This window comes from Brachybacterium sp. AG952, assembly GCF_004362645.1.
Classification (GTDB): domain Bacteria; phylum Actinomycetota; class Actinomycetes; order Actinomycetales; family Dermabacteraceae; genus Brachybacterium; species Brachybacterium conglomeratum.
The window spans coordinates 408,482-424,729 of record NZ_SNXV01000004.1 but is presented as its reverse complement, the minus strand read 5'-3'; the positions used below and the strand labels follow the sequence as shown (position 1 = coordinate 424,729).

The following is a 16,248-nucleotide window of genomic DNA, read 5'->3' as shown; positions in this document are numbered from 1 at the left end:
GACCGACGACGGAAGAGGACGATGATGCCCGCCCCCGCCCCCCGCATTGCGATGACCTTCGGCGACTTCTCGGGCATCGGCCCCGAGCTCGCCGTCCGCCTGCTCGCCGAGCCCGGCAACCTCGACAAGGCCCAGGTGCTCGCCCTCGTCTCCCGTGAGGAGTTCGACCGCGCCTGCGCGGCCGCCGGCGTGAACGTGCCCGTCGCGGATTCCCCCACCACCGGTGCGGTGCACCTGGTCGGCTCGCCCCGCCAAGACATCGAGGTCGAGGTCGCGAAGACCTCGGTCGCCGCCGGTGCGCGGGTGATGGAGGACCTCGAGAAGGCGCTGGCCATGTTCAAGGACGGGCAGGTCGACTCGATCATGTTCCTGCCGCTGAACAAGACCTCGCTGCACCTGGCCGGGATGCACGAGGAGGACGAGCTGCGCTGGTTCGCCAAGGAGCTCGGCTTCGACGGTTTCACCAGCGAGCTGAACTTCGTGCCCGGGCTGACGACCTCGCGCGTCACCTCGCACATCCCTATCTCCGAGGTCGCCCAGCACATCAGCGCCGGCCGGGTGCGCCAGGCGATCCAGCTGCTGAACCAGGTCGTGCTCGGCACCGGGGTCGAGAAGCCCCGCATCGCGGTCGCGGCCCTCAACCCCCACGCGGGCGAGAACGGCCAGTTCGGCCGCGAGGAGATCGACCACATCGCCCCCGGTGTGGAGCTCGCCCGTGAGGTCGACGGCATCGACGTGAAGGGTCCCTTCCCGAGCGACACCCTGTTCATCAAGGCGCGCGATGGCCAGTTCGACGGCGTCGTCACGATGTACCACGACCAGGGCCAGATCGCCGTGAAGCTAATGGGCTTCGACAAGGGCGTGACGGTTCAGGGCGGCCTTCCCGTCCCGATCGCCACCCCTGCGCACGGCACCGCCTACGAGATCGTCGGCAAGAACGTGGCGCACCTCGGCCCCAGCCAGCGGGCTTTCGACATCTCCGTCGGACTCGGCGCTCAGACCGCGGAGTCCCGCATCGCCTGAGCTCAGCGCAGGGCGCTCCGGAGGGCCGGTCGGGACGCCCTGCATCCGGCACCCCAGGGGTGTCGGCACCCGGGCGGACGTCCGGGTCGAGGGCCGGAGAGCTCTGAGGTCATCCGGGTCGTGCTCGGCAGTCGTTGCGCGAACGAGACCTCTTACTCCACATTTCCAATAGGATCCTCGGTATCGTCGTCTCCGAACGGCGCTCCGCGGACCGCCACCCTTCGGTCGACGACGCGTCGGCCGCCCGTCTCAACGAGGAGATCTGATCATGAAGCGACGCTCCGTACTCACCGCAGGCGCCATCGGCACCGTCGGCCTTGCACTCTCCGCCTGCTCCGGCGGCTCCGGCGGAGGTAGCTCCGCCGACGGGGAGTTCGACCCCGGCAACCGCGTGACGATGATCGTCCCGTTCTCCGCCGGCGGCGGCTCTGACATCGCCGGACGCGCGATCGCCGCAGGCCTCGAGGAGGCCACCGGCGCGACCATCACCGTGGAGAACCGGGTGGGCGGCTCCGGCGCCGTGGGCTACTCCGGGCTCGTCAACGCCGAGGGCGACGGAACCATGCTGCTCGCGAGCGAGACCGCGCTGATCACCCTCCCGATCGTGCAGGACGTCGACTTCACCTACGAGTCCTTCACCCCGATCATGAAGGCGGGGGAGGACTACAACCTCGTCGTCGTCGCTTCGGACTCGCCCTTCCAGTCGATCACCGACGTGATCGAGGCCGCGAAGACCGAGCAGCTCAACGCCGCCGTCTCCGGCGCGACCGGACCGGACCACATCGCCTGGAGCCTCATCGAGCAGGAGCAGGGAATCACCCTGGAGCGCGTGACCTTCGAGTCCAGCTCTGAGGTGCTCGCGGCACTCATGGGCGGCCACGTCCAGGTCGCCGCCTCGAGCCCCGGTGAGCTCACCGGCCAGCTCGAGTCCGGCGACATCCGCGCCCTGTGCGCCCTGGCCCCGGAGCGCTACGAGTACGACCTGCTCGCCGACATCCCCACGGGCTCCGAGGAGGGCGTAGAGGTCACCTTCGCCCAGTGGCGCGGCTTCATCGCGCCCGGCGGCATCGACGACGCCGCCAAGGAGTACTGGATCGCGAAGGCCAAGGAGTACGAGCAGAGCGACGCGTACAAGGAGTTCATCGAGTCCAACATGCTGCAGCCGGTCACGGCCTACGGCGACGACTTCGTGGAGTACCTCCATCAGTATGCCGCCGACGTCGAGTCCGTGCTCGGGAACTGACGGGGAGAGCCATGACCGATTCGACGATCGAGACGCCGCGAGCCCGTTCGATGCCGAAGACGAGCGACCTCGTCGGCACGGGGATCCTCGCGCTGGTGGGCCTCGTCGCGGTGCTGATGGGATTCGGGTACGGGTTCATCGGGGACAACGGCCAGATCGGGCCTGGCTTCATGCCCGTGCTGACCGGCGCGTTCATCCTCGTCGCCTCGCTCGCCGAGATCGGTCGGCTCTTCCTGGCGCCGAAGGACGGCTCGACCGCCGGCCTCGGCGGAGTGGCTGAGGAGCTCTCCGCCGAGGCCGCGGCCGCGCAGGCGGCGGCCAGGTCGGAGCTCGGGCACGACGCCGACGGGCAGGGGAGCGGTGCGCAGGACGCCGACGAGGAGCGGGACGTCTTCGGCCGCACCGCCAAGCAGCGCAACCGCACGGTGCCGCTGGTCTTCGCGATCATCCTCGGCGCCGTGTTGCTCACCCAGGTGCTCGGGATGCTGCTCTCCCTCGCGCTGATGATGTTCGTCATCGTCTTCCTGATCGAGAAGAAGCCGCTGGTCCCGTCCCTGCTGACGTCCCTCGCCGTGCTCGCGGCCGCCTATCTGATCTTCGCCGTCATGCTCGGGGTGCCGCTGCCCCAGGGCATGCTCGGCATCCTGTGAGGAACTCCCGATGATCGACAATCTGATGCTGGGGCTCGAGACCGCGGTCAGCCCCGAGAACCTCCTGTGGTGCGCGATCGGCGTGGTCCTGGGCACCGTGATCGGTATGATGCCCGGACTGGGCTCCGCCACCGGTGTCGCGATCCTGTTGCCGGTGACCCTCACCATGGAGCCCGTGACCGCGCTGATCATGCTGGCCGGGATCTACTACGGCAGCCAGTACGGCGCCTCCACCAGCTCGATCCTGATCTCTACGCCAGGCGACTCCTCCTCCGTGGTGCTGACGCTCGACGGCTACCAGATGGCGCGCAAGGGACGCGCCGGTGCGGCTCTCGCGATCTCCGCGATCGCCTCGTTCATCGCGGCGATCATCTCGCTGATCGTAATGCTCGCGATCGCCGCCCCCATCGCGTCCTGGGCGTTGAACTTCGGACCGCCGGAGACCCTCGCGATCATCCTGCTCGGCATGGCCACGATCGTGACCTTCGCCGGCGAGAACATGCTGCGCGGCATCATCATGGCCGCCGTCGGCCTGCTCCTGTCGATGATCGGCATCGCCTCCGGGTTCACCACCGCCCGCTTCACCTTCGGCAGCGTGGAGCTGCTCAGCGGGCTCGAGTTCGTCGCGGTGATGATCGGCATTTTCGCCCTCGGCGAGGTGCTCCACCAGATCCAGCGCGGCGGCGAGAAGCCGATCCGCGCCGGGTTCCGCGACCTGCTGCTGAAGAAGGACGAGGCCAAGCGCATCCCCGGCCCCGCCCTGCGCGGCACCTTCCTCGGCACCGCGCTCGGCGTGCTGCCCGGTGCGGGAGCCACACTCGCCTCGTTCATGTCCTACGGCCTCGAGGGCCGCGTGGGCAAGCACCGTAAGGAGCTCGGCACCGGCGCCGTCGAGGGCGTCGCCGCCCCGGAGGCGTCGAACAACGCCGCCGCGAACGCGAGCTTCATCCCCACTCTTGCGCTCGGCATCCCCGGGTCCGGCACCACCGCTATTCTCCTCGGCGCCTTCGTGATCTTCGGTCTGCAGCCCGGGCCGATGCTCTTCGAGCAGCAGCCCGACCTGGTCTGGGGCCTGCTGGTCTCGTTCTTCTTCGGGAACCTGCTGCTGCTGGTCCTGAACCTGCCGCTCGCCCCCGTCTTCGCCCAGGTGCTCCGCGTCCCGTACAGCTACCTGTACCCGATCATCATCGTGCTGAGCCTCGTGGGCGCCTACGCCGTCGGCAACAGCCTGTTCGCCGTGTGGGTCGTGTTCTTCGCCGGTGTGCTCGGCTTCTTCATGAAGAAGTACGACTTCCCGGCGGCGCCGCTCGTGCTGGGCCTGGTGCTCGGCCCGATGCTGGAGCGCACCTTGGTGCAGACCTCGTCCATGGGTCACGGCAACCTGCTGATCGTGTTCGAGCGCCCGCTGTCGGCGTTCTTCATGGTCGTGGCGATCCTCGCCTTCGTCGTCCCGCCGCTGTGGACGGCCATCCAGGGTCGTCGCCAGAAGGCTCGGGCAGAGAAGACCGCCGTCGACGCCTGAGACGGCACCCGAGCATTCCATCCCATCTCCCAGGACCGGACCCGGTCCTGCATCTTCCCGGAAGGACCCCCATGCACACCGCTGAGACCTGGCCGATCGGTGCCAACATGCTCTCGTTCGGCAGCACCACGCCGGACGGCACTCCCACCCTCGAGGCCTCGTCGAGTGTCTGGGCCTCGCAGCTGCGACAGGTCAAGGAGCTCGGCGTCGACCAGATCGACCCCACCGACGCCTGGCTGCCGCTGGCGAAGCTCAGCGACGAGCGCGTCGAGGAGTTCCGTCGGGTGCTCGACGGCGAGGGACTGACCCTCTCCTCGATCTCCATGACCCGCAACTCCGTCGTCGACGTCGAGAACGGCGAGGAGAACCTCGCCGACGCGCTGCGCTTCATCGAGCTGGCCCCGAGCTTCGGCGTGACCGTCGTGAACACCGGCTTCATGCAGGCCCTCACCGAGGAGCAGGCCGCGGCGATCTGGTTCTGGCTCGCCGACGGGCACGTCGACGACCCGGCGCTGCGTGACCTCGCGATCGAGCGGGTCCGCACCCTCGGCGACGCCGCGAAGGCGCAGGGCATCGAGGTCAGCCTCGAGATGTACGAGGACACCTACATCGGTACGGCCGACGATGCCGTCGCCTTCCTGCGCGACGTCGACCACGAGGCCGTCGGTCTGAACCCGGACCTCGGCAACCTCGTGCGCCTGCACCGCGAGGTCGAGCCGTGGGCGGACATGTTCGAGAAGGTGCTGCCGCACTCGAACTTCTGGCACATCAAGAACTACACGCGCGATCTGGATCCGGCCACCGGCGCCTACTCGAGCGCGCCCATGCCGCTGAAGTACGGCTACATCAACTACCGCCAGGTCATCCGCCGCGCCCTCGACCTGGGCTACACCGGACCGTTCTGCTGCGAGCACTACGGCTCCGACTCCCTCGGCGTGATCGCCGAGAACGTGCAGTACATCCGGCAGGTGCTGAGCTCGGCGCTGGCCGAGACCGCCTGAGCCCCCGGCCCGAGACCCCCGTTCGAAGGAGAACACCATGACCCTCGAGATCACTCGCGTCCAGCCCTTCCCCGAGGCCCGCACCGCCGTCGTCACCGGCGCCGGCGCCGAGCGCGGCATCGGCCGACGCGTCGTCCGCAAGCTCGTCGCCGACGGCTGGAGCGTCGCCGCGGCCGACATCGACGGCGCCGCCGTCGAGGCCTTCGCGGCGCAGCTGAACGACGAGATCCCCGCGGAGTCCGGCCGGAAGGTGCTCGGCGTCGGCATCGACGTGGCCGACCCCGAGTCCGTCGAGGCGGGCTTCTCCCGCATCGACCGCGAGCTGCCTCAGGTCGTGGCGCTGGTGAACCTCGCCGGCATCCCCTCCCCGCAGCCGCTCATGGAGATCACCCCGGAGAGCTGGGACCGCGTCATGGGCGTCAACGCCAAGGGCGCGCTGCTGATGACCCAGGCCGCGGCGCGCCGCATGATCGACGGCGGTGTCGGCGGCCGCATCGTGAACACCTCCTCGATCACCGCCCTCGACGGCGGCGGCACCTTCTCCAAGACCGGCTACGCCGCGGCGAAGGCCGCCGTGCAGGGCCTGACCCGCGGCACGGCGCGCGAGCTCGGCGTCCACGGCATCACCGCCAACGTCATCCTGCCCGGTCCGATCGACACCGACATCATGGGCGGCACCCTCACCGACGAGCGCAAGGAGGGGATGAGCTCGAACATCCCGCTGCAGCGCGTGGGACAGCCCGAGGAGGTCGCCGGCCTGATCGCGTTCCTCGTCGGCGAGGACTCGAGCTTCGTCAGCGGCACGTCGATCAACGTCGACGGCGGCAAGCACATGCACTGACCTGCGCGGCAGACAGGGGCAAGGCGCCCATAAGGCGCCTCGGTCCTCGGCTCTGAGGCTTTATCACGTCGTAGGACCGCCCTGGTCAATATCCAATAGGATAGCTAGAATGGCTGTCGCGAGCCCACGGAACGCCTTCGCGAAGGCGGCGTTCGGCGTGGCAGCGCCGGCGCCCTTGTCCGAGAGGCGCCCCCGGACGAAGGAGTTCCCCCGAATGACCATCTCGACCATCTCGACCGTCACCATCGTCGGCGCCGGATACATGGGCGGCGGCATCGCCCAGGTCCTCGCCATCGCCGGCTTCGACGTGACCATCGCCGACGTCAGCGTCGAGAACGCGAACGCCTCCCTCGAGCGCCTGCAGCGCGAGGCGCGCGAGTTCGAGGAGCAGGGCCTGTTCTCGCCCGGCTCCGCGGACCTCGTCGCGAAGAACATCTCCGCCGGCAAGAGCCTCGAGGAGGCCGTCGCGGACGTGGACTTCATCGAGGAGGCCGTCTTCGAGCGCCTCGACGTCAAGCGCGACGTGCTCGGCACGATCTCCGCCCACGCCCGTCCCGACGCGATCATCGGCACCAACACCTCGACCATCCCGGTCAAGGAGCTGGTCAGCGCCGTGAAGAACCCCGAGCGCTTCCTCACCGTCCACTTCTCCAACCCCGCCCCCTTCATCCCCGGCGTCGAGCTCGTCGCGGGCGAGGCCACGACGCCCGAGACCGTCGCCGCGGTCAAGGAGCTGCTGGAGAAGTCGGGGAACGAGGGCGCCCAGGTCGCCGACACCCCCGGCATGGTCCTGAACCGCCTCCAGTACGCGCTGCTGAAGGAGGCGACCTCCATCGTCGAGGAGGGCGTCGCCACCGCCGAGGACGTCGACACCATCGTCCGCACCACCTTCGGCTTCCGACTGGGCTTCTTCGGCCCCTTCGCGATCGCCGACCAGGCCGGCCTGGACGTCTACGCCAACTGCTTCGTGACCTTCGAGGACGCCTTCGGCGACCGCCTCGCCACCCCGACGATCCTCACCGACGCCGTCGCCGCGGACCGCAAGGGCGTCAAGAACGGCAAGGGCCTGCTCGGCGACTACGACGAGGCGACCGCCGCGGAGCTGATCGCCTACCGCAACAAGGCCTACGCGAAGATGTCGCAGCTCCTGGCCGAGCTCGGTCCCGCGCCGAAGGCGACGCCGAAGGACTCCTGACGACGTGGGCCGGCCGACGCCCCATCGGCCGGCCCCGCGCCGCACCTCTTCGAGCAGTCCTGCGGGCTCTGTCCGTCGGACAGGATCACGCCGTAACCCACCCATCCATCCTGCGGGCTCCGCCCGTCGGCCGGGCATCGACGCCCGGGACTCGAGCGAGCGCTCGGGACCCGCGCGCCGACCCGGGTCCCGAGCGCTCCGGCGTGACGGCACCCGACGAGCACCGCCACCACACCCCTGGAGACACTCCCGTGGAAGAACTCGTCCTCGCGGAGCGGCCTGTCTGGCTGCTCCTGACGATCGCGGTCGTCGCGATCGCCTTCCTGCTGTTCCTGATCATCAAGACCCGTCTGCACGCCTTCTTCTCGCTGCTGATCGTCGCTGTTCTGACCGGCCTCGCCGCCGGCATCGGCGTCGCCGACGTGATCGACGTGGTCATCGCCGGCTTCAGCAGCACCGTGGGCACAGTCGCCCTGCTCGTGGGCTTCGGCGCGGTCCTCGGACGCATCATCGAGGTCACCGGCGGCGCGCAGGTGCTCGCCGACAAGATGCTCGACACCTTCGGGGAGAAGCGGGCGCCGCTCGCCCTCTCGGTCGCCTCGCTGTTCTACGCGTTCCCGATCTTCCTGGACGCCGGCTTCATCGTGATGCTGCCGGTCATCTATACGGTCGCCCGACGCCTCGGCGGCTCGTTCATGCTCTACGTGCTCCCCTCGATCGCGTCGTTCATGATGATGCACGCGCTGCTGCCGCCCCACCCCGGGCCCACGGCCGCCGCGACGGTGATGGGCGCGGACATCGGTCTCGTGATCCTCGTCGGGCTTCTGATCGGGCTTCCCACCTGGTACTTCGGCGGCTACCTGGTCGCCCGGGCGATCTCGAAGCGCTTCCCGGACACCCCGGTGCCGGCCCTGCTCGGCGAGCCGCGCGAGGTCCCGGTCGGGGAACGGCCCGCCTTCGGGGCGATCCTGCTGGTCCTCCTCATGCCGCTGGTGCTGATCTTCTTCAACACCGGGCTCTCGACCATGGAGGCCTCCGGCTCCGTCTCCGATCAGAACGTCCTCTACCAGCTCTCCCGACTAGTGGGGGCGACCCCGGTCGCGATGTCCTTGTCCGCGCTGACCGCGATGGTGCTGCTCTATGTGATCCCGCGCCGTCGCTCCGGTCAGCAGGTGGGCGGACTTCTCGAGGAGCTCGTGGACGACGCGCTCGCCCCCGTCTGCTCGATCATCCTGATCACCGGCGCCGGCGGCGCCTTCGGCCGCGTCCTCACCGAGACCGGCATCGGCGGACAGGTCGCCGAGGGCCTGGATGCGATGGGGCTCCCGCTGATCATCGCCGCGTACCTCGTGACCATGGCGATGCGCATCGCGCAGGGCTCGGCGACCGTCGCCGCGACCACCGGCGCCTCGATCATGGCGCCGGCGATCATGGCCGGCGACTTCGGGACCATCGCGGTCGCCGCCGTCGTCATCGCGATCGGCGCCGCGTCCATCGGCTGGTCGCACGTGAACGACTCCGGCTTCTGGCTGATCGGCAAGTTCTGCGGCTTCGACACGATCACGACGTTCAAGACCTGGTCGCTGGTCGGCACGACGATCTCGCTGCTCGGCTTCGCGCTGTCCTCGGTCGTGTTCCTGATCGCCGCGTAGACGACCGGTGCAGATCTGACAAGGTGGGAGCAGGGGCGCTCGTCGTCCCTGCTCCGCCTCGTCCCGGCCCTGCTCGTGAAGCGGCATCTGCCCCGTGCTGCCCGCCTCGTCCCGCCCCCTGGAAGAAGGACCCGTGACCGCGACCTCGCCCTCCGACCGTCGCCTGCTGATCCTCGACGACGACCCCACCGGCTCGCAGTGCGTCGCCGGGATCGATGTCGCCTTCGACCTCGACCCGGCGATCCCCGTCGGCGTCCTCGAGCAGCCCGGCAGCGCCTGCTTCGTCCTGACGAACACGCGCGCGCTCGACGAGCAGGAGGCGGTCGCGCTGAACCGGCGCGTCCTGGCCGGGGTGCTCGACGGGGGAGTGCCCGCCACCGGGCTCCACGTCGTCTCCCGCTCCGACTCGACCCTGCGCGGGCACGTCATCGCCGAACCGGTCGCGATCGCCGACGAGCTCGCCGCGCGCGGCATCGACGTCGACGCCTTCGTGCTCTGCCCCGCGATGCTCGAGGCGGGCCGGTTCACCGAGCGCGACGTCCACTACGCCACCGTCGACGGCGAGGCCGTCGAGGTCGCCGAGACGGACTTCGCCCGCGACGCCACCTTCGGGTTCACCAGCTCCGACCTGCGCGCCTTCCTCGAGGAGCGCTCCGGGGGAGCGGTGCGCGCGGCCGACGTCCTCTCCGTCTCCCTCGAGGACATCCGCGCCGGCGCAGGCCGGGTGCGGGAGATCCTCGCCGACGCCCGGGACCGCCGCTGGGTGGTCGTCAACGCCACCGAGTACACCGATCTCAAGGTCGTCGCCGAGGCCATGGCGCTGCTGGAGGCGGAGGGGCGCACCTTCGTCACCCGCTGCGCGCCCTCCTTCGTGCGCCCACTGGTCGGGCAGCAGGGCGCACGCGTCGTCGACCCCGACTCGATCACGATCCCCGAGGGGCGGCTCGACCACGGCCTGGTCGTCGTCGGCTCCCACGTCGGACTGACCACCACGCAGCTGCGCGCCGTCCAGCAGCGCGGCACCCTCGCCGAGGTCGAGATCCACGTCCCCTCCGTGCTCGACGAGCGCCGCGAGCACCACCTCGCCGACGTCGCCGCGCAGGCGACGGCGACCCTCCGCACTTCCGACTGCGTCGTCTTTACCAGCCGCGACCTGGTGCGCACCGACGATCCCGCCGAGTCCCTCGCCATCGCCCGCAGCGTCTCCGACGCCGTGGTCGAGGTGGTCCGGCGGGTGCGCGCGGCGAAGCCCGCCTGGGTGGTCGCCAAGGGCGGGATCACCTCCCACGAGGTCGCCGAGAACGGCCTCGGGATCCGTCGCGCCCGCGTCGAGGGACAGTTCTGGCCCGGGCAGGTCTCGCTGTTCTCCGCCCAGGAGGCGCCGGACGAGGTCATGGGTGCGCCCTACGTCGTCTTCCCCGGCAACGTCGGCGGCGAGCAGGCCCTCGCCGACGTGGTCGACGTGCTCACCGCCGCCGTCGCCGCCCGCTGACGCCGACCGCCACCCTGCCGTCTCCAGCCCCCGACCTGAGGAGCTCCCGATGACCACCACCCCCGCTGTCGCCTGGATCGGACTGGGCGCGATCGGCGCCCCCATGGCCCGCGCCCTCGCCGGCGCAGGACTGCCCGTGACCACCTACGACCTGTTCCCCGCGGCCCGTGAGGCGATCGCCGAGGTCGCCGCCACGACGGAGACAGCGCGCGAGGCCGCGCGAGGCGCCGACGTCGTCGCCGTCATGGTCGCGACCCCCGACCAGCTGGACGCCGTCCTCTTCGGCGAGGAGGACGGGATCGCCGGCGAGCTCGCCGACGGGACCATCCTGCTGATCATGTCGACCGTCGGCCCCGCCGCCCTCGACGCGACCGCGACCCGTCTGGCGGGCACGGGCGTGCGGATCGTGGACGCGCCCGTCTCCGGCGGGGCCGCCCGCGCGGCCGACGGCGACCTGCTGGTCATGGTCGGCGGTGCGGAGTCAGACGTCGCGGCCGCGCGCCCGGTCCTGGACGCCCTGGCCTCGAACGCCCCCGTCGTCGGCCCGAAGCCCGGGGACGGGCAGCGCTTCAAGATCGTCAACCAGCTGCTGTGCGGCGTGCACATCGCCGCCGCCGGCGAGGCGCTCGCGCTCGCCGACTCGATGGGCCTGGACCTCCGCCAGGTCCACGGGGTGCTCGGCACCGGCGCGGCCGCCTCATTCATGTTCGGCGACCGCGGCGCACGCATGGTCGAGGGCGCCTACGACGACGTCCGCACCGCGTTGAACATCTTCGTCAAGGACATGGGGCTGGTCGCCGAGGCCGCAGAGGAGGTGGACCAGCAGGTGCCGCTCGCGACCGCCGCACAGCAGCTCTACCGCCGCGGCAGCGAGCTCGGCTGGGACCGCCGCGACGACTCGATCGTGTACCGGGTGCTGCGGGAGGGCTGAGCAAGGAGGACACTCGGACCAAGCCTGCACGCCCGACTCGAAGGAGAGCCCCACCGCCATGAGCGACCCCTCGACCTGGGATTCCCTCCCGCAGCGACTGCCCGAGTGGTTCTGCGACGCCCCGCTCGGCATCTTCATCCACTGGGGCCCGTACTCCGTGCCCGCCTGGGCCGAGCCCACCGCAGAGCTCGGCGCGGTCCCCGACGACGCCGGCTGGTTCGCCCACAACCCCTACGCCGAGTGGTACTTCAACACGATCCGCATCGAGGGCTCCCCGGCGGCCGAGCACCACCGGGAGGTCCACGGCGACGCGCCCTACGACGACTTCCTGGACCAGTGGGACACCTCCGACTTCGACCCCGCCGCCTGGGCCGACCTGTTCCGCCGCGCCGGCGCGGACTACGTCGTGCCCACCACCAAGCACCACGACGGCGTGACCCTGTGGGACGCCCCCGGCACCGGGGACCGCAACACCGTGCACCGCGGCCCGCAGCGGGACCTCGTCGGCGAGATCGCGAGCGCGGTGACCGAGGCGGGCATGCGCTTCGGCGTCTACTACTCCGGCGGTCTGGACTGGCACGTCCGGCCGACGGAGCCGCTGGTCAGCGGTGAGGACGTGCACGACCTGAAGCGTCCGCGGGACGACGAGTACGGGAAGTACTGCGCCTCCCACGTCCGCGACCTCATCGACCGCTACTCACCCGACGTCTTCTGGAACGACATCGGCTGGCCCGACGAGAACTTCCACTTCGAGGAGGGCGGGCTCGGCCAGCTGCTCGAGCACTTCTACGCGGAGCGGCCCGAGGGCCTGATCAACGACCGCTTCGCCGGCGCGCACCAGGACTTCGTGACCACCGAGTACCAGGCCGGCGAGATCCCCGAGGGGCTGCCCTGGGAGAACTGCCGCGGCGTGGGCCTGTCCTTCGGGTACAACCAGGTCGAGGACGCCTCCCAGTACATGTCCGGCGCAGAGGCCGTGCGCCATGTCGTCGACGCGGTCTCCAAGGGCGGCCGGGTGCTGCTGAACGTCGGCCCCCGCGCCGACGGCTCCCTCCACGAGCTGCAGGTCGCGGCGCTCGAGTCGCTCGGCGAGTTCATGGCCGAGCACAAGGCGCACCTGGCCGGCTCCCGCGGCCTCGGCGAGCTCACGCTCGACGGCGTCGACTGGGCGCGGGCGGTCGAGAAGGACGGGATGTGCCACGTCTTCCTCAGCGGCCCCGCGGGCGAGGTGCGGATCGACGCCGCGGCGCTGCCCGCCGGCTACGACTGGCCGACAGGCGGGGTCGAGGTGAGCCTCGTCGGTGTGGAGGCGGCACCGGTCGCGGTCTCGGCGGCACGGGCGGACTGAGGCGACCGGAACGTCGGCGGCGCGCCTGCGCCGAACGGGCTGACGCCGCTCACCTCTTCGGGCGTGCACAATTCGGCGACCCCCGCGTGACCTCAGCGCGCACAGGGCGGTGAGATCACGCAGGGGACGCAGAATTGTGCGCTGCAGCGAGGACGGTGCCGGCGTGGGCGGGAGCTGTCACCCGGGCGCCGTCAGTCCTGGACGACGTCCTCCCAGCTGCGGGAGGCGGCCGAGCGCACGATCGCCTCGCAGATCTCGGCGGCGCTGAGCCCGTCCTCCGCGGTCGGCGCGAGCTGCGTGCCGTGGACCGCGTCGGAGAGGAAGGCGGCGCCCTCGATGGTCTTGAGGTCGTCGAAGCTCATGGGGATGCCGGGGCCGGGCTGGAAGCGGGCGTAGTCCCCGTGGCCGGGGCCGGCGAGCACGGTGGTATAGCCGTGCTCGGTGCCGCCCTCGCCGATCATCACCTCGAACTCGTTCATGCGGGTGAAGGACCAGCGGGCCGAGCCCTCGGTGCCGAACACCTCCAGCGCGTAGTCGCTGCGGTGGCCGCGGGCGACGCGGGAGGACTCGAGCGTTGCATGCGCACCGCCGTCGAGGGTGGCGAGCGCCGCGACCCAGTCCTCGTTCTCGACCTCTCCTCGCTCCTCGCCCACCTCGAAGCCGCCGTGGCCCACGCCGAGCTTCGTCGGGACCGGCCGGTCGCGGACGAAGATGTCGGTGGTCGCGGAGACCTCGGCGATCCGCTGACCGGTGACGTGCTGGACCAGGTCCGCGCCGTGCGAGAGCAGGTCGCCTATCACACCGCTGCCACCCTTGGCGCGGTCGTAGCGCCAGGTCAGCGGGCCTTCGGGGGAGGAGGCGTAGTCGGCGATCAGCCAGCAGCGCACGTTCGTGATCCGCCCCAGCCGCCCACCGCGGACGAGCTCGCGCAGGTGCGCGATCGCGGGGGCATGGCGGTAGTTGAAGCCCACCGCGGTCGCGATGCCGGCGCCGTCCCGCGCCGCCGCCGCGGCGTCGCGGATCTCGCGGGACTGCTCGGCGGAGACGCCCATCGGCTTCTCGATCCAGAAGGGCTTGCCCGCCGTGGCCGCCTTCACCGCGAAGTCGCGGTGGAGGAAGTTCGGGGAGCAGATCGAGACGACGTCCACTTCCGGATCGGCGAGCACCTCGTCGATCGAGGCGACGGCCTTCTCGAAGCCGAACTGCTCCACGGCGGCCTGCTGGTTCTCCTCGATCGGGTCCGCCGCGACCACGAGCCGCGGACGGATGCCGAGCTCCGGGAAGCGGGAGGGGATCCGCTGGTAGGACGCGGAATGCAGCCGCCCCATCCAGCCGAGGCTCACCACGCCGATGCCGATCTCACGCATGTCGTCTCCTTCGAGGGTCGAGGTCGGGCCGCCGGGGCTCAGTCGGCGCCGAGCTCCTTCTGGATCCGTTCGCGCATCCGCACGTTGATCGCGTCGGCCTCCTCCTCCCAGCCGAACACGCACACGGACACGGGCCCGTCGTACTCGCGTTCGCGCAGGTAGGCGAAGGCGGCGTCCCAGTCGATCTCGCCGTTGCCGATCTCGTTGTGCTGGTGGATGCGGGCGTCGACCCCCGGCGGGTTCATGATGTAGCGGTTGCCGACGTTCGCGGTGTGGTCGAAGACGTCCGCGATGTGCAGGTGCTTCAGCCGGTCACCGGCGTAGTCCATCATCTCGCGCGGATCCCGCGCGCCCTGGCCCAGGTGGTAGGCGTGCGGGAAGCAGAACTCGTAGTTGAGCCAGTCGCGGTCCACGCCGCGGATGATCTGCACGGCCCGGTCGTTCTCCTCGACGAAGTCGTAGGGGTGCGCCTCGATCGTGCACTCCAGGCCGTACTTCTCGAAGACGGGGATCAGCTCCTCCATCGACCTGTAGAACTGCCCCTCGCTCTGCCGGGGACGGTTCGGGTCGCCGGAGAACTCGGTCGCGATCAGCGGCACCTCGAGGGCGTCGGCGATCTCCAGCAGCCGCTTCCAGTTGCGCACCTGAGCCTGGCGCTCCTGCTCGTCGGGGCTCGCCCAGTCGAAGACGGGGTTGAAGGTCCAGATCTTCACTCCGGTGTCCTTCATCGCCTGCTTCACCTCGGCGATCTGGTGGCGGTCCACCTTGGGGTAGTGGTGCCACTCGTGGAAGTCGGCGCGGGGCGAGAGCTCGAGGTACTCGAAGCCGAGCTCGGCGGCCTTCGCGAGCTCCTCGGCGACGCTGAGGTGGGGGTGGTACATGGACGGGTCAAGCAGGATCTTCACCATGGGAGGTCTCCTCTCACTTCACGCCCAGGCCGCACTCGGCCAGGAACTCGCGGGTCGCGATGGCGTTGGGCAGCGGGAGCGACGGATCGCAGGGATAGAGGTCCTGCTCGCAGATCACGTACAGCTCCTTGTCGAGGGTGACCAGCTTCTGGACCAGGTCCTTCATGTCCGGCAGGCCCGCCGGCGGCTTCACCGAGGCGCCCTTGGCGACGGCCTCGCCGAAGGGCCAGTCCTTCTCGTGCGCCTCGCGGGTGATGTCCGGGTCGAAGGCCTTGATGTGCACGTAGCCGATCCGCTCGGGGTACTCGTCGATCATCGAGATCGGGTCGCCGCCGCCGTAGACGATGTGGCCGGTGTCCAGGCAGAAGCTGACCAGCTCCGGGTCGGTCGCCTCGAAGACGCGGGCGATCTCCTCGGGGGTCTCGATGTGGGAGTCGCCGTGGGGGTGCAGCACCATCGTGAGGCCGTAGTCCTGCTTCATGATGCGGCCCAGCTCGTTCGCGTTCTCGACGTAGCGCCGCCACGCCTCGCCGGTCAGCTCCCGATCGTCGGTGAACTCCCAGGTCTTCTCGTCGCGGTACATCGGCGGCAGGTGCACCATGTACTCCGCGCCGACGGCGGCGTGTGTCTCGGCGATCGCGCGGAAGGTCCTCTCCGTCTCCGGCCAGGCCTCCTCCTTGTGCAGGATGCCCCAGCCGGTCCCGGCCACGACGCGGAAGCCGTGCTCGTCCATCACGGACTTCAGCTCCTTCGCGTCCTTCGGGAAGTAGCCCCACGGCCCGGTCTCCATCACGGAGAAGCCGGCCTCGGCCATCTCGCCGAGCGCGGTGCGCCACGGGATCTGCTTCTCGTCCTCGGGGAACCACACGCCCCACTGGTCGGGGCACACGCCGATCGTGAGCTTGTCGTAGGGCGCTTCGGGATTGCGCGACTTGTCGCCGGCGGCGGGGGAGGGCGAGGTGGTGGTCAAGACTCTGCTCCTTCGGAGGTCATGCGGGGCGTGGGGCCGGCGGTGCCGGCCGTGGAACCGGCGGCTGCGCGGCTGCTGATTAGGTTTTGCTGTCGCTACGACTCA

Annotated in this window: 14 protein-coding genes; 11 read left to right on the top strand and 3 right to left on the bottom strand. The window is 70.2% G+C overall.

All coding sequences use genetic code 11. The annotated features are described in order from the left end of the window. Positions 1-24 precede the first annotated feature (24 nt). The 11 genes from DEU31_RS12235 to DEU31_RS12185 all read left to right on the top strand — a co-directional run bounded on the left by DEU31_RS12235 (position 25) and on the right by DEU31_RS12185 (position 12,898). The gene (locus DEU31_RS12235) at positions 25-1,023 is read left to right on the top strand and encodes a 4-hydroxythreonine-4-phosphate dehydrogenase PdxA (protein WP_243733826.1); all 999 of its coding nucleotides are present in this window, start codon (positions 25-27) and stop codon (positions 1,021-1,023) included. Between the two features lie 268 nt (positions 1,024-1,291). After that, entirely contained in the window at positions 1,292-2,266 is a 975-nt protein-coding gene (locus DEU31_RS12230) for a tripartite tricarboxylate transporter substrate binding protein (protein WP_133677330.1), read from the top strand. Between the two features lie 11 nt (positions 2,267-2,277). Beyond that, positions 2,278-2,916, top strand: a complete 639-nt coding sequence (locus tag DEU31_RS12225) for a tripartite tricarboxylate transporter TctB family protein (RefSeq protein ID WP_133677329.1) — start codon at positions 2,278-2,280, stop codon at positions 2,914-2,916. A gap of 10 nt (positions 2,917-2,926) precedes the next feature. Further along, on the top strand, positions 2,927-4,438 hold the full coding sequence (locus DEU31_RS12220) for a tripartite tricarboxylate transporter permease (protein WP_133677328.1): 1,512 nt from the start codon (positions 2,927-2,929) through the stop codon (positions 4,436-4,438). A gap of 71 nt (positions 4,439-4,509) precedes the next feature. Continuing rightward, positions 4,510-5,439 (top strand): sugar phosphate isomerase/epimerase family protein, encoded by a 930-nt coding sequence (locus DEU31_RS12215; RefSeq protein ID WP_133677327.1) that lies wholly within the window; start codon positions 4,510-4,512, stop codon positions 5,437-5,439. A 37-nt stretch (positions 5,440-5,476) separates the two neighbouring features. Beyond that, positions 5,477-6,280, top strand: a complete 804-nt coding sequence (locus DEU31_RS12210) for an SDR family oxidoreductase (protein WP_133677326.1) — start codon at positions 5,477-5,479, stop codon at positions 6,278-6,280. 214 nt (positions 6,281-6,494) lie between these two features. Beyond that, positions 6,495-7,475: a 3-hydroxyacyl-CoA dehydrogenase family protein gene (locus DEU31_RS12205; protein WP_133677325.1), complete on the top strand. Its 981-nt coding sequence runs from the start codon at positions 6,495-6,497 to the stop codon at positions 7,473-7,475. 251 nt (positions 7,476-7,726) lie between these two features. After that, positions 7,727-9,127, top strand: a complete 1,401-nt coding sequence (locus tag DEU31_RS12200) for a GntP family permease (RefSeq protein ID WP_133677324.1) — start codon at positions 7,727-7,729, stop codon at positions 9,125-9,127. A 133-nt stretch (positions 9,128-9,260) separates the two neighbouring features. Continuing rightward, positions 9,261-10,619: a four-carbon acid sugar kinase family protein gene (locus DEU31_RS12195; protein ID WP_166649495.1), complete on the top strand. Its 1,359-nt coding sequence runs from the start codon at positions 9,261-9,263 to the stop codon at positions 10,617-10,619. Positions 10,620-10,668: 49 nt separating this feature from the next. After that, the gene (locus tag DEU31_RS12190; protein WP_133677323.1) at positions 10,669-11,550 is read left to right on the top strand and encodes an NAD(P)-dependent oxidoreductase; all 882 of its coding nucleotides are present in this window, start codon (positions 10,669-10,671) and stop codon (positions 11,548-11,550) included. A gap of 58 nt (positions 11,551-11,608) precedes the next feature. Then, positions 11,609-12,898, top strand: a complete 1,290-nt coding sequence (locus DEU31_RS12185; protein ID WP_133677322.1) for an alpha-L-fucosidase — start codon at positions 11,609-11,611, stop codon at positions 12,896-12,898. Between the two features lie 191 nt (positions 12,899-13,089). Here the strand turns inward: DEU31_RS12185 and DEU31_RS12180 are convergent, their stop codons facing one another. From DEU31_RS12180 to DEU31_RS12170, 3 genes are read right to left on the bottom strand one after another with little or no spacing between them, the layout of a single operon-like run. Next, positions 13,090-14,265, bottom strand: coding sequence for a Gfo/Idh/MocA family oxidoreductase (locus DEU31_RS12180; RefSeq protein ID WP_133677321.1), 1,176 nt, complete (start codon positions 14,263-14,265; stop codon positions 13,090-13,092). Between the two features lie 38 nt (positions 14,266-14,303). Continuing rightward, positions 14,304-15,173 carry a sugar phosphate isomerase/epimerase gene (locus DEU31_RS12175; RefSeq protein WP_133677320.1) on the bottom strand — a complete coding sequence of 290 codons (870 nt, stop codon included), beginning with the start codon at positions 15,171-15,173 and terminating at the stop codon, positions 14,304-14,306. A gap of 13 nt (positions 15,174-15,186) precedes the next feature. Continuing rightward, positions 15,187-16,143, bottom strand: a complete 957-nt coding sequence (locus DEU31_RS12170; protein WP_133677319.1) for a TIM barrel protein — start codon at positions 16,141-16,143, stop codon at positions 15,187-15,189. Positions 16,144-16,248: the final 105 nt, after the last annotated feature.

Excerpts from the sequence above, each read along its gene's own strand:
- DEU31_RS12180 (WP_133677321.1), bottom strand. The coding sequence starts at position 14,265 with ATGCGTGAGATCGGCATCGGCGTGGTGAGCCTCGGCTGGATGGGGCGG.
- DEU31_RS12175 (WP_133677320.1), bottom strand. The coding sequence starts at position 15,173 with ATGGTGAAGATCCTGCTTGACCCGTCCATGTACCACCCCCACCTCAGC.
- DEU31_RS12230 (WP_133677330.1), top strand. The coding sequence starts at position 1,292 with ATGAAGCGACGCTCCGTACTCACCGCAGGCGCCATCGGCACCGTCGGC.
- DEU31_RS12190 (WP_133677323.1), top strand. The coding sequence starts at position 10,669 with ATGACCACCACCCCCGCTGTCGCCTGGATCGGACTGGGCGCGATCGGC.
- DEU31_RS12235 (WP_243733826.1), top strand. The coding sequence starts at position 25 with ATGCCCGCCCCCGCCCCCCGCATTGCGATGACCTTCGGCGACTTCTCG.
- DEU31_RS12205 (WP_133677325.1), top strand. The coding sequence starts at position 6,495 with ATGACCATCTCGACCATCTCGACCGTCACCATCGTCGGCGCCGGATAC.
- DEU31_RS12185 (WP_133677322.1), top strand. The coding sequence starts at position 11,609 with ATGAGCGACCCCTCGACCTGGGATTCCCTCCCGCAGCGACTGCCCGAG.
- DEU31_RS12225 (WP_133677329.1), top strand. The coding sequence starts at position 2,278 with ATGACCGATTCGACGATCGAGACGCCGCGAGCCCGTTCGATGCCGAAG.
- DEU31_RS12220 (WP_133677328.1), top strand. The coding sequence starts at position 2,927 with ATGATCGACAATCTGATGCTGGGGCTCGAGACCGCGGTCAGCCCCGAG.
- DEU31_RS12210 (WP_133677326.1), top strand. The coding sequence starts at position 5,477 with ATGACCCTCGAGATCACTCGCGTCCAGCCCTTCCCCGAGGCCCGCACC.
- DEU31_RS12215 (WP_133677327.1), top strand. The coding sequence starts at position 4,510 with ATGCACACCGCTGAGACCTGGCCGATCGGTGCCAACATGCTCTCGTTC.